This window comes from Enterococcus sp. AZ171, from assembly GCF_051714005.1.
Lineage (GTDB): Bacteria > Bacillota > Bacilli > Lactobacillales > Enterococcaceae > Enterococcus_B > Enterococcus_B pernyi.
The window spans coordinates 1,885,163-1,898,293 of record NZ_JBIORA010000001.1 but is presented as its reverse complement, the minus strand read 5'-3'; the positions used below and the strand labels follow the sequence as shown (position 1 = coordinate 1,898,293).

Sequence of the window (13,131 nt, the reverse complement as noted above, 5' to 3'; positions counted from 1 at the left end):
AGAAGAAAGGAGCAAGAAGTATGTGGCTGTTTACAAAACGAAGAAAGAAGCAACAACCAGCAGTGAAGCCCAATCCCACAATAGTAGAAAGAGACAATGAAAAGCCAGAAAAAATGAAACCGGTTCCTGCATATATTGATGCTGCGCCAGCTGATATTCAGCTTGTCAGCGTGGTAGCTGCAAGTTTAGCAGCAGAATATGATCCGGAGAGTCGATTCATTATCAAAAAAATCAAGCAGAGAAATCCGGAAGCAATTTTGGTTTCACTGATTGCTACAGGTGTAGCAGCGGGAGTCAATCCAAATAGTCAGTTTATTATACGAAAAATAGCCAAAAAATAAATGTTTTGGAGGAGAAAAAATGTTGCGGAAATTCAAAATCTCAATTGATGGAAAAGAATATTTAGTGGAAATGGAAGAAATCGGTGGAAGTCCGCAAACGAATCCAGTTCCAACACCAGAACGATCTACACCAGTTGAAGCGGTCATACCATCAGAGGTCTCAACAACTGTACCAGAAACGAAATCCTCAGTCGGAGCGGGAGCGGATGCGATGACTTCGCCGATGCCAGGCACGATTTCTCGTTTATTAGTTACAGTTGGGGAGGTAGTGGAAATCAATCAACCTTTGATGATTTTAGAAGCGATGAAAATGGAAAATGAAATTGTTGCTGGAAAAGCTGGTCAAGTGACTGGAATTCATATCAGTCAAGGAGAAATGGTGAATCCTGGTGATCCACTTATCACGATTAGTTAAATGTTCGCTTTGAGAGTAGAGTCATTTTGGTGACTCTTGGTATTCAGTATTAAGTAAAAGGAAGTGACATCTGTGGAAACACTTATTGAAGGAGTTATTGGCATGGGGCAAGAGCCGGGACGCATCGTGATGATGGTGATTGGCGGAGTCCTCATGTACCTTGGGATAAAAAAAGAATATGAACCAACGTTACTCGTACCGATGGGGTTAGGTACGATCTTAGTTAATTTCCCTAATTCAGGTGTGCTGAGTGCCGGTGGTGAGGCCGGCGCGTTCCAAATTTTGTTTGATATGGGGATTACGACGGAGCTATTTCCGCTCTTATTATTCATTGGTATTGGTGCAATGATCGATTTCGGTCCCTTGTTACAAAATCCATTTTTATTACTTTTTGGAGCCGCCGCACAATTTGGGATTTTCTTTACGATCATCGTAGCGATCCTATTAGGTTTTGATTTGAATGATGCAGCTTCTATTGGCATCATCGGAGCAGCGGATGGACCAACTTCCATTTTTGTCGCGAACACGTTGAATTCGAAATATATGGGTGCCATCATGGTGGCTGCCTATTCGTATATGGCCCTCGTGCCAATCATTCAGCCAGTTGCGATCAAAGCTGTGACGACTAAAAAAGAGCGACGTATTCGAATGAATTATCGTGCAGGGGAAGTGTCGCAAACAGCAAAAATCCTCTTTCCTTTAGTTATTTCAGTCGTCGCTGGTTTGATTGCGCCTGTCTCTCTGCCACTTGTTGGGTTTTTGATGTTTGGAAATTTGTTACGAGAATGTGGGGTATTGGATCGTTTGTCGATCACTGCTCAGAATGAGTTAGTCAATCTCATCAGCATATTATTAGGGATCGCCATTTCGGTCAAAATGCAGTATGAAGAATTTTTACAGATCGATACGTTGATGGTTATCGGTCTAGGGCTGGTTGCTTTCATTATGGACTCGATCGGTGGAGTATTGTTTGCTAAATTGTTAAATTTATTCCGAAAAGAGAAAATCAATCCAATGATCGGAGCAGCAGGAATCTCTGCTTTTCCAATGTCTAGTCGCGTCATTCAGAAAATGGCAACAGAAGAAGACCCACAGAACTTTATTTTGATGCACGCAGCTGGAGCCAATGTATCTGGTCAGATTGCTTCAGTGATTGCCGGCGGCTTATTGCTCGCCTTATTGGTATAAGAAAGGAGAAAAACGATGTCAGCAGAGTTAATTAAATCTCTTGAACTACTAGTTTTAGGATGGGGTGGCGTATTCGTTGTTATCTTGATCATTTATCTTGCCTCGATGCTATTGAGTCGCTTGTTTCCAGTAAGAAAATAAAAAGAAGGTCTTGTACATGTATACAATCAAAAGATTATGGTTGGAAAAGGACGCTCAAGTCTATCAACAATGGCTGAAGCTGATCGAAAAATCCGGTCTCACATTGAATGAAAAGGTTGACTATACCGTTGGGATCTATCAAGAAGAGCAGCTGATTGCCACCGGTTCTTATGAGCGTAATATTTTAAAATATTTGGCTGTTGCGAAAGATTTCCAATCAGAAAATTTGTTGACGAAGCTCGTTCAGCAATTAATTGATCATTTATCCGAAGAAAACAAAAGGCATTTCTTTGTCTACACAGATCCTAGTAATCACTCCATTTTTCATGCTATGGGATTTAAAGAGATCATTGCCACTGAAACCATATTGTTTATGGAACAAGGTACACCTGACTTTCAAGATTATCTTGACATGTTGAAGGCAAAAAAGAAAAAAGGTACAGGCTGTGGGATTGTGATTAATGCCAATCCTTTTACAAAAGGACATCAGTACTTGGTGGAGTGCGCAGCCAAACAAGCAGACCAAGTCTACCTTTTTATCCTTTCAGAAGATTGTTCAGAATTTTCCTTTTCTGAACGGTTCGAAATGGTCAAGCAAGGGGTCGCGCATGTAAAAAATGTCACGATTTTGCCGACTGAAGATTATCTGATTTCTTCCGCCACATTTCCTGCCTATTTTTTAAAGGAACATGCTACAGAAGAAGCGGCAAAAGCGCAAGGTACTTTGGATGCGCTACTTTTTAAAGAAAAAATCGCACCGATACTTAAAATTGAAAATCGGTTTGTCGGTGAAGAACCCTACTCTAAGATAACTGAAATCTATAATGAAACGTTGAAAAAGGTATTTGGAGAATCGCTTTCTTTGATTGTCCTACCACGCAAACGTATCAAAAGAGTAGCAATCAGTGCAACAAAAGTCCGAAAAGCCTTACAAGAAGATGACTTGCAGACATTACAAGCGTATTTGCCTGCTTCGACTTATAACTATATCAAAAATCATAAACGTAATAGAGGTGACAGGAAGTGAAAATTTATCAAAGTGCAGTGGCTGGAACAATTGAATCCAGTGATATCATGATCACGATCGATCCAAAGATAGAAAAAGGCATTGAACTTTCCTTGACAAGCAATGTCGAAAAACAATTTGGTCACCAAATCAGAAAAGTCATTATGGACACCCTTCAACAGTTAGGCATTGAAGCCGCCAAAGTAACAGCTGTCGATAAAGGTGCGCTTGATTGCACGATCCAGGCAAGGACGATTACAGCAGTCCATCGAGCTGGAAAGCAAGAGCGCTATGATTGGAAGGAGATCAATTCATGGAATGTTTAAGGAGAACGATGATGTTTGTCCCTGGTGCAAATGCAGCGATGCTGAGAGATGCGCCATTATACGGTGCAGATTCACTCATGTTTGATTTGGAAGACGCCGTATCCTTAAAAGAAAAAGATTCGGCACGCTTGCTCGTTCATATGGCATTAAAAACATTTGACTATAGCAAAGTAGAAACGGTCGTTCGAATCAACGCATTGACGGCTGGGGGTGACCAAGACATTGAGGCAATGGTATTAGCAGGGATCGATGTCATTCGCTTGCCAAAAACAGAAACCGCACAAGACATCATCGAGGTTGATCAGGTCATCACTTCAGTGGAAGAAACCTATCAAATCCCAATGGGAACCACAAAAATGATGGCAGCGATCGAATCTGCAGAAGGGGTATTGAATGCAAGAGAAATCGCTAAAGCTTCCAAACGGTTAGTTGGCATCGCGTTAGGTGCCGAAGATTATGTGACCAATATGAAAACCCAACGATACCCAGATGGGCAAGAATTGTCTTTTGCCCGAAATATGATCCTTCATTCAGCCAGAGCTGCTGGTATTGCAGCAATCGATACTGTCTATTCAGATGTTGAAAATCTTGAGGGATTTCAAACAGAAGTTCGTCTGATCAAGCAACTAGGCTTTGATGGGAAATCAGTGATCAACCCACGTCAGATTCCATTAGTCCATGCTATTTATGAACCAACAGAAAAAGAGATCCAAGCAGCGAAAGAAGTGATCTGGGGTATCCAAGAAGCGGAAGCAAAAGGTTCAGGCGTGATTTCTGTGAATGGCAAGATGGTGGACAAACCAATCGTCGAGCGAGCAGAAAGAGTGATTGCTCTTGCAAAAGCAGCGAAGTTTATCAGAGAGGAGGAGATCTAGAAATGGTTGTAAATAAAGTTGGCAAAGAGATTCCACAAACAGCAACAGTTGCTCATCGTCTGTACGAAGGTGAGTTGGACCATATTGAACCATACAAGGAAGCCAGTAGAAACATCCATCCTGTCCGATCAAATGAGAAAAAAATAGTGGAAAGTCTCAAAGAAGCCATTGAAAAAACAGGGCTGAAAGATGGAATGACGATTTCTTTTCATCATCATTTCCGTGAAGGAGACTTTGTACTTAATAAGGTCATGGAAGAGATTGCCTCGTTAGGAATCAAAGATATCACGATCGCACCAAGTTCAATCGCAAATGTCCATGAACCTTTGATTGATCATATAAAAAATGGCGTTGTGACAGGAATTACCACAAGCGGTTTGCGGGATAAAGTAGGTGCAGCGATTTCGCAAGGAATCATGGAAAAACCAGTAATCATTCGTTCCCATGGTGGACGAGCGCGAGCAATTGCATCCGGTGATCTGCATATTGATGTCGCTTTTTTAGGGGCGACGAGTTCAGATGAATATGGAAATGCCAATGGAACCACTGGAAAGGCCATTTGCGGATCACTAGGTTATGCCATGGTCGATGCAAAATATGCGGATCAAGTGGTCATCCTCACAGATACATTAGTTTCTTTTCCTAATATCCCAATCAGTATTGCACAGACGGATGTCGATTATGTTGTAGAAGTGGAAGCGATAGGTGATCCCGAAGGCATTGCCAAAGGTGCGACACGCTTTACTAAAAATCCTAAAGAACTTTTGATCGCAGAGTATGCAGCAAAAGTTATCACTCATTCGCCTTATTATCAACAGGGATTCTCCTTTCAAACTGGCACAGGTGGTGCGGCACTGGCAGTTACCCGTTTTTTACGCGAAGCAATGTTGAAAGACCAAATGACTGCTAGTTTTGTTTTAGGTGGAATTACAAATGCGATGGTGGAATTACTGGAGGAAGGTTTAGTAGAAAAGATTATTGATGTCCAGGATTTCGATCATTTATCTGCGATTTCTTTAGGTGAAAACAACCAACATTATGAAATAGATGCAAGTATGTATGCTTCTCCAGCAAGTAAAGGTGCTATGGTAAATCAGCTAGATACAGCCATTGTGTCTGCGCTAGAAATCGATACGGCTTACAATGTCAATGTCATGACTGGTTCAGATGGAGTGATTCGTGGAGCTGTTGGCGGGCATCCAGATACAAGCATGGGTTGTAAAATGAGCCTGGTGATCACGCCACTCGTTCGTGGACGGATACCCACTGTTGTTGATCATGTCAATACGGTTGTGACTCCCGGAACTAGCATTGATGTCTTAGTTACGGAAGTAGGTATCGCCATCAATCCTGAACGTCAAGATCTGATCGAGTATTTTAAGGGTGTAGATATACCGCAATATACGATTGACGAGCTTAAACAAAAAGCATATGCCATCGTTGGCGAGCCTTCAGCCATCCAGTATGGCGAAAAAATCGTTGCCTTGGTGGAATATCGCGATGGCACATTGATCGACGTGGTCAAAAATGTGTAGCAAATTATTCAATGGACCAATTGTGACGCATGAAGAGATCCTTATCGCAAGAGAGGCCCGTGCTAAAAGACAAAGAAAATTATTGGTAGCAAATCCACAACATGTGTTGCTTTCAGCAACTACGAATATACCAGGTCCTGTCAAAACGTCAGAAGAAATCGCACAAGTCTTTCATATAGTGGTCGAAGCTATAGAAGAATGTGTTTCAGAAGTCACTCCATTGGTCCAGTTGTACCGTAAGAAAAAAACAGGTTACGAGTATTTTTTGCTTCTTTCTTTAAGAAAAGAGCTACTAAAAAAGCGCATGATCGAACTCGAAGAAACATGCCCCTATGGTCGATTAGTTGATCTTGATGTACTTTTTTGGGAAGAAGGAAAGATGCAGCAGTTGAGTCGCGAGATGCTGGGATATAACCAACGGACATGTTACGTGTGTAACGAAGTAGCCAAAGTTTGTAGTCGCGAACAGAAACATTCCCTTCAAATGATACGCACACATATCCAGCAACTTGTTGAGAAAGGAAGGAAGTAAATGGCAAAAAAAATCCAAATGATGGAAACCGTTTTGCGTGATGGGCAACAAAGCTTGATTGCCACAAGAATGAGTACAGCAGACATGTTGCCAATCCTGAAAACAATGGATCAAGCAGGCTACCATTCATTAGAGATGTGGGGTGGCGCTACCTTTGATGCGTGCTTACGTTTCTTAAATGAAGATCCATGGGAGCGTTTGCGTATGATTCGTTCACAAGTCAAACAAACAAAGCTACAAATGTTGCTTCGAGGACAAAACCTCCTTGGGTACAAAAATTACGCAGATGATGTAGTCAAAGAATTTGTCGAGAAATCGATCAAGAATGGCATTGATAGTATTCGTGTGTTTGACGCATTGAATGATGTCCGAAATTTACAGACTGCTATTGTGACAGCTAAAGAAGCTGGTGGTCATTGCCAAACAGCTATTTCTTATACGACGAGTGAGATCCATACGATCGATTATTTTGTAAGGTTAGCAAAAGAAATGGCGGATACTGGAGCAGATTCGTTATGTATCAAAGATATGGCGGGCGTATTGACCCCGCAAACGGGTTACAAATTGATCAGTCGAATCAAAGATGCTGTTCCATTACCATTAGAAGTCCATACCCATGCAACAAGTGGGATCGCTGAAATGACCTATTTAAAAGCAGTTGAAGCAGGGGCGGACATCATCGATACGGCTATCTCTTCTTTTGCGGGTGGAACGAGCCAACCTGCAACTGAATCAATGGCTTTGGTGCTTGAAGAAATGGGCTATGAGACAGGGTTAGATATGAAAAAAGTAACAAAAATAGCAGAATACTTCAATCCGATCAGAGATCGTTTTCGCGAAGAAGGGATGTTAAATCCTAAAGTCAAGGACATTGAACCTAAAACATTGATTTATCAAGTGCCTGGCGGTATGTTATCTAATTTATTAAGTCAGTTGACGGAACAAGGATTACAAGAGAGATATGAAGAAGTATTAGCAGAAGTGCCAAAAGTTCGAGCAGATCTTGGCTTTCCGCCACTCGTTACTCCGTTGTCCCAAATGGTAGGAACTCAAGCGCTGATGAATGTACTTTCTGGTGAGCGATATAAACTCGTCCCAACTGAAATCAAAGAATATGTTCGAGGGTTGTACGGCCGTCCTCCAGCACCAATCGCTGAAGCCATCCAACAAACAATCATTGGTGATGAACAAGTGATCCAGGAACGACCCGCAGATTTACTAGCACCTCAATTGTCGCTACTCAAAAAAGAAATCAGTGAGTATGCAAAATCACCAGAAGATCTTTTAAGCTATGCCTTGTTCCCTCAACAAGCCAAAGATTTCTTAGGGCGTCGCGAAGACCGCTTCTATGACGTACCACTGCAAACGGTTGAAGTGATGATCGACATGGACTGATGTCAAAACAAGGATTCGGTTTTTAGCCGCAGTTGAGAGATAGTAAAATAAAGGTGGATATATGTCATTTTAGAGATGTTGAGTAGATAAAATTCCCTACTCATGGACTTAGGGGCGATGTCTGAATCCTCAGTCTTGGGCGAGATTAACAATAAAAAAGGAACTGCTTGAACAGTCCCTTTGGAAAGCGCCGCTAAAAAAGGCGCCAAAAATTTCATTCGGTATAGTAGAAATAGTCGTCCTCTGTTAAAGTGACGGCTATTTTGTTTTGTCATGTTTAAGCAGTTCCACAATCAAATCAATTCAAAATGCTTCAATGCGTGAACGATCCCGCCTTCGGTATTTTTCTTCGTAATGAAGGTTGCAAGTTCTTTTAACTCATCATAGGCATTGCCCATTGCGATTTTGTGATCGCAAGCTTCGAGTAAGGCAAAATCGTTCGGTCCGTCACCAAAACCAAAAGTCGGAACATTTTCCAATTGTAACGTTTCTTTTAAGTGTTTGACGCCTGCACCTTTTGAAATACCCTTTCTGACCGTATCAATCGAATAAGGACTATTGCGGTAAAAAGTCATGTCTGGGAAACGTTCATGATAATATTCATCACCTGATTCGGAAAGAATCAGCAACATATTGATCGGATGATCCTGAAAAGCGGAAGGATCGATTGGTGGCACATCTGAATGGATAAAGCCATAAGCTTTTCTCATGGTCTCTGTGTGATGAGTACTCCAAATGTTCTCTCTATTATAAAAACAAAGGGCATGACCTTGCTCTTCGATATGGTCACGCATTTTTTGACATTCTTCTTTAGAAAAGCGTACAGAATAAATTTCTTCTCCCTCTACGCTAATGCAAGAACCATTCATTGTTACAGCGGAAGTAATACCCGCATCACGCATGATTTGTTTGATTTCCATTTCTGTCCGTCCAGTAGCGATAACAGGTAGGATATCATTCTCTTTTAATACTTGGATTGCTGCGGCGATCTCAGGAGTTATTTTAGAATGTCCATCTAATAAAGTTCCATCGAGATCGAAAAATGTGATTGCTTGATAGTTTGTCACAAATAAAACTCCTTTTTCATTTGACTATCTTTATCTTATCAAAGAATGAACAAAAGACAAACGTTTCGTGAAGAATTACTGAACTTATTGGTTCAGCAACCATTTTAGAGTATACTATAGACAGAGATTGGAGAGTGAAATCATGATTTTTTTAACAGTTGGTCTTTTTTTGACCTTGATAGGGCTCTTATTTTTAATTTTGCCTTCTAAAGGTAATTTACCTTTCTATGGTTATCATTCAGAACGTGCCACAAGATCCGACGAACATTGGCGGATTGCCCAACGAACAAGCGGAAAATATTTCTTGATTTTCGGATTATTGATGACCTTGATCGGCTACGGATTAAAAATCACAGGACATACCAATTTTTTTATTATTGAAATGTTGGTCTTAGTGTTTCCGATCATGCCGATTTTTATATTAACAGAAAAAAAATTACAAACTTACGATTTGATAAATGGAGGAGACGAGCATGAACATTTTAATGATTGAAGATAATCAATCCGTATCTGAAATGATGCAGATGTTTTTTTTGAATGAAGGATGGGAAGCAACCTTCAAATACGACGGAAAAGAAGGATTAGATGCGTTTTTAGAGAATCCGCAACATTGGGATATGGTCACGTTGGATCTTAATCTTCCGACAATGGATGGCATGATGGTTGGACGAGAAATCCGAAAAGTTTCTAGTACAGTACCAATCATCATGTTGACCGCCCGAGATTCTGAAAGTGATCAAGTGATCGGTTTAGAGATGGGAGCTGATGACTATGTCACTAAACCTTTTAGTCCCTTGACATTGATTGCACGTATGAAGGCATTACACCGTCGTAGCGAATTGGTAGAAACAAAAGAAGAAAATCCATTATCTGATCAAAATTTTGACATCCAAACCGATCACTTCAAGATGAATACGAAAACGCGTGAAGCCTACTTGAATAACCAACCGATCGATGGATTGACACCAAAAGAATTTGATCTTTTATTTACATTAGCAAAAAAACCAAGACAAGTGTTTTCAAGAGAACAGTTATTGGAACTCGTTTGGGATTATCAATATTTTGGTGATGAACGAACCGTCGACGCCCATATCAAAAAATTGCGTCAAAAAATCGAGAAAGTAGGCCCACAAGTGATCCAGACCGTTTGGGGAGTAGGCTATAAATTTGATGATTCAGGTGTTGCCTGATGCGCTATTTATACCAACAATTACTGGCATTTTGTGGGATGATCGCGATGATCATCTTGATCGTCGGTATTTCTTTTACGCAATTGACCAAGCAGACCATAGAAGAAAATAATTACCAACAACTTTTTGGTTATGCCGAGTCGGTGGAGAAAACGACCCAAACCTTTGCGGATACGTTTCCTCAATTCAATCAAGATCAAGCATTCCAAAATGCGTTGGAACTGACTGAACAAGTATTAACTGAACAAAATGTCAATTTTATCTTTATTGATAAATATGAGCGAGTGATTTATCCAACTGCTGGGGTTTACTTGAATTTTACGATTACAGCAGATCAATGGGAAAGTTTGAGAAGCGGTCGCCAAGTCAAGTTTACTTCAAATAAAAATATCTCAGGAGAGAATCAAGCCACATCCTATGCTTTGGTTCCTTTCAACTTGAATCATGAGTTTTATGGGGGATTAGTTGTAAGCCAACCAGCCAGAAACATCGACAATAGCGTGCGATCAGTCACCTTGAATCTCTTCAAAGGCTTCATCTTCTCAAGTATCATTGCAATCATCGCAAGCTATGCCTTTGCGGCTTTCCAAGTCAAACGGATCAATCGTTTGAGAAATGCTACAAAAGAAGTCACGAATGGCAACTTCGATGTGCAATTACCTGTAAATGACAAAGATGAATTTGATGAATTAGCAGACGATTTCAATAAGATGACCAACTCACTGAAAGAATCACGAGCAGAAATCGAGGAACAAGAGAATCGGCGCAGACAATTCATGGCAGATGCTTCCCATGAAATGCGGACCCCTTTAACAACCATCAATGGCTTGTTAGAAGGCTTAGAGTATAATGCCATCCCAGAAAACCAACGGGAAAATGCCATTAAATTAATGAAAAATGAAACTGAACGTTTGATTCGTCTAGTCAATGAGAATTTAGATTATGAAAAAATCAGAACGAATCAAATCAGTATGGTCATCAAAAAATTTGATGGGACAGAAACGTTAAAAAACATTGTTGCTCAATTGGAAGCAAAAGCAGAAGCTGCGGGTAATCAATTGATTTTAGAAGCACCTGAACAATTAGACGTATACGCTGATTATGATCGGTTTGTACAGATCATGGTCAACATTATTCAAAATGCGATCCAATTCACTGAAAATGGAACGATCACAGTCACATTAGAAAAAGGTTATCTTGAAACGATCATCAAAGTGACCGATACTGGTATTGGTATGTCAGAACAACAAATGAAAAGCATATGGGATCGCTATTACAAAGTTGATCCATCTAGAAAAAATACAAAATATGGCGAATCCGGCTTAGGGTTACCGATCGTTCAACAATTAGTTCGATTGCATAAAGGAAAACTCGACGTAACAAGTGAGTTAGGAAAAGGAACGACATTTACTGTAAAATTACCAGATGTTGAAATCGAATGATAACTAAATCAAAAACCGTTAAAACAAGGCTTCTCTCTTGTTTTAACGGTTTTTTTATGAAGATCAACAAGCACAAGTCAACTCGCTTCTTTACAATCAGTGACATATGGGCTTTCGGCAATCGAAAGATCATGAGTCAACAATAAGATCGAAAAAGAACGATCGTTGACTAAATCGCAAAGATTTGTCAAAAGATCTTGAATCTCGATAATCGACAAATCATCGATAGGGTCTTCGATGATCAGTTTATTTTTATCGGCGAGGATCGCATGCATCAGTTGCAATTTGATTCTTTCATACGTGCTCAATTCACTTACTGATTTTTTGAGCAACGAGGAATCTATCATTAGCTTATCTTGCGCTTGTTCCTGTTTGGCTTTTTTTTGTTTTTCGGGGATGTCCAAAAATACTTGTTCTTTTAAATTAAGATAAGGGAAGAACGGCCAATTTTTTTGAACGATCATCAGATCAGTTCGTTCTGAAGCAAGGAGTTGTGCTTTGATCTCTGTGAAAATCACCTGTTGCTCGGCTTTCGAACCGATCAGAACAGTAAAACCGCTAAATGATATCAGTGAATCATGTTGGTTCATCAATGATCAGCTTCTTTCTTTTTAAAAGTCGATTTGAAATCATGAAAAGACAGGTACTAAGTAATGTGCTAATACTAACTAAACAAATGATCGTCTGTCCGATCCCTTTTAAGGTATCTACTAAAAAGTTATCGCTAAAAAAATCGATCATGAAAAAACTATTTTGGTCAATCGAGATCGATAAACCATTTCCAGAAGAAAAGACACTTGGTAAATTCGGTAGTTCGAAGAAATCTAACAGAGCCAAATTGATTTTTTGGAGTAAAGCTTGATAGCCATTTTGGAAAGCAAAAACGATCAAAAGAACGCCAAGACAACTCAGAACTAATGGAATCAAGGATTGCCAAAAAACAAAGAAGAACATTTTTGGTTTGGAAAGACCCGCTAATCGCCAATTGATGATTTCCATACGATGACGATAGAGTGAGAGTAAAAAGAAAAAAAAGAAACACAAGGCAAACAGTGCCAGTATACAACTGATCACAACCAGATAGGCTTGTTGAAGTGTTTCTGATGAAGGCAAGTTTTCTTTGACATCAGAAGCATCAAATATCAACACCCGATCTTGGATTTGTTTGTGTAAAGTGGTTTGTAGATTATATAAGTTAAAGCTAATCAATAATAGAAAAGCAGAAAAGCTTGAAAACAAAGTATATAGAAATGTTTGTTTTTTGTAATAAAGTAATCGTGCGGTAGAATAACGGATCATATTCATACTTTTCACCTCAAGAATAGTATAAAAAATGAATATGAATAAAGTATGAAAATCATTTAGTGAAAAACCGAAATAAAGGAAGGCTGACCAAGTAGGACAAGCAATGGGAACCTGGAGGCGTATAAAAAACTTCTTTAGTGACGCTATTCTTTTGGTCCTACTATGAGATCCAGTGCAAAAACTAATAGGAAAATGTATTAATTTCAAGATTTATGAACGAGCGATGAGTCCCCAAGAATCAAATGATTTGTCTGGAATCTTAATGGTTTCAGACTTAGAGTATGTATGAGGGGACAGAGATGCATCGAATATGATTAGTAGCATCTCTTTGCACTTTCAATCGTGCGGGTAAAAAAAATCACTGAGTAGAAAT

16 protein-coding genes are annotated in these 13,131 nt (G+C 39.8%); 13 read left to right on the top strand and 3 right to left on the bottom strand.

Features of this window, described 5'->3' with window-relative positions; genetic code table 11:
• Positions 1–20: 20 nt before the first annotated feature.
• The 10 genes from IGJ49_RS09225 (at position 21) to IGJ49_RS09180 (ending at position 7,754) form a co-directional block, all read left to right on the top strand.
• Positions 21–341 (top strand): hypothetical protein, encoded by a 321-nt coding sequence (locus IGJ49_RS09225; RefSeq protein WP_023519914.1) that lies wholly within the window; start codon positions 21–23, stop codon positions 339–341.
• A gap of 19 nt (positions 342–360) precedes the next feature.
• Positions 361–756, top strand: a complete 396-nt coding sequence (locus tag IGJ49_RS09220; protein ID WP_023519913.1) for an acetyl-CoA carboxylase biotin carboxyl carrier protein subunit — start codon at positions 361–363, stop codon at positions 754–756.
• Positions 757–828: 72 nt separating this feature from the next.
• Positions 829–1,944, top strand: a complete 1,116-nt coding sequence (locus tag IGJ49_RS09215) for a sodium ion-translocating decarboxylase subunit beta (protein ID WP_034691433.1) — start codon at positions 829–831, stop codon at positions 1,942–1,944.
• A gap of 15 nt (positions 1,945–1,959) precedes the next feature.
• Positions 1,960–2,085, top strand: coding sequence for an OadG-related small transporter subunit (locus IGJ49_RS09210; RefSeq protein WP_010735089.1), 126 nt, complete (start codon positions 1,960–1,962; stop codon positions 2,083–2,085).
• A gap of 16 nt (positions 2,086–2,101) precedes the next feature.
• Entirely contained in the window at positions 2,102–3,112 is a 1,011-nt protein-coding gene (gene citC / locus IGJ49_RS09205; protein WP_438723215.1) for a [citrate (pro-3S)-lyase] ligase, read from the top strand.
• The gene (gene citD, locus IGJ49_RS09200; protein WP_010735091.1) at positions 3,109–3,417 is read left to right on the top strand and encodes a citrate lyase acyl carrier protein; all 309 of its coding nucleotides are present in this window, start codon (positions 3,109–3,111) and stop codon (positions 3,415–3,417) included. Before citC ends, citD begins: the two co-directional genes overlap by 4 nt.
• Positions 3,405–4,292, top strand: coding sequence for a citrate (pro-3S)-lyase subunit beta (gene citE, locus IGJ49_RS09195; RefSeq protein WP_438723213.1), 888 nt, complete (start codon positions 3,405–3,407; stop codon positions 4,290–4,292). The genes citD and citE overlap by 13 nt, the downstream gene beginning before the upstream one ends.
• Positions 4,293–4,294: 2 nt before the next feature.
• Complete coding sequence (gene citF / locus IGJ49_RS09190) at positions 4,295–5,827, top strand: citrate lyase subunit alpha (RefSeq protein ID WP_438723212.1); 1,533 nt, start codon at positions 4,295–4,297, stop codon at positions 5,825–5,827.
• Positions 5,820–6,359, top strand: a complete 540-nt coding sequence (gene citX, locus IGJ49_RS09185) for a citrate lyase holo-[acyl-carrier protein] synthase (protein ID WP_438723210.1) — start codon at positions 5,820–5,822, stop codon at positions 6,357–6,359. The genes citF and citX overlap by 8 nt, the downstream gene beginning before the upstream one ends.
• Entirely contained in the window at positions 6,360–7,754 is a 1,395-nt protein-coding gene (locus IGJ49_RS09180; protein ID WP_224434869.1) for an oxaloacetate decarboxylase subunit alpha, read from the top strand.
• Positions 7,755–8,047: 293 nt separating this feature from the next.
• Here the strand turns inward: IGJ49_RS09180 and IGJ49_RS09175 are convergent, their stop codons facing one another.
• A complete protein-coding gene (locus tag IGJ49_RS09175; RefSeq protein ID WP_010735096.1) occupies positions 8,048–8,821 on the bottom strand; it encodes a Cof-type HAD-IIB family hydrolase in 774 nt (257 codons plus the stop codon).
• 142 nt (positions 8,822–8,963) lie between these two features.
• Here IGJ49_RS09175 and IGJ49_RS09170 point away from each other — a divergent pair, with 142 nt between their 5' ends.
• Genes IGJ49_RS09170 through IGJ49_RS09160 form a run of 3 tightly spaced genes read left to right on the top strand, consistent with a single transcriptional unit; the run spans position 8,964 to position 11,453 of the window.
• Positions 8,964–9,314, top strand: a complete 351-nt coding sequence (locus IGJ49_RS09170) for an SdpI family protein (protein ID WP_010735097.1) — start codon at positions 8,964–8,966, stop codon at positions 9,312–9,314.
• Positions 9,295–10,011, top strand: a complete 717-nt coding sequence (locus IGJ49_RS09165) for a response regulator transcription factor (RefSeq protein ID WP_010735098.1) — start codon at positions 9,295–9,297, stop codon at positions 10,009–10,011. Before IGJ49_RS09170 ends, IGJ49_RS09165 begins: the two co-directional genes overlap by 20 nt.
• Entirely contained in the window at positions 10,011–11,453 is a 1,443-nt protein-coding gene (locus tag IGJ49_RS09160; protein WP_019722958.1) for a sensor histidine kinase, read from the top strand. The genes IGJ49_RS09165 and IGJ49_RS09160 overlap by 1 nt, the downstream gene beginning before the upstream one ends.
• Positions 11,454–11,530: 77 nt before the next feature.
• Here IGJ49_RS09160 and IGJ49_RS09155 read toward each other — a convergent pair whose 3' ends face one another.
• On the bottom strand, positions 11,531–12,043 hold the full coding sequence (locus IGJ49_RS09155; RefSeq protein WP_349519788.1) for a hypothetical protein: 513 nt from the start codon (positions 12,041–12,043) through the stop codon (positions 11,531–11,533).
• A complete protein-coding gene (locus IGJ49_RS09150) occupies positions 12,030–12,758 on the bottom strand; it encodes a hypothetical protein (protein WP_019722957.1) in 729 nt (242 codons plus the stop codon). Before IGJ49_RS09150 ends, IGJ49_RS09155 begins: the two co-directional genes overlap by 14 nt.
• Between the last annotated feature and the right edge of the window lie 373 nt (positions 12,759–13,131).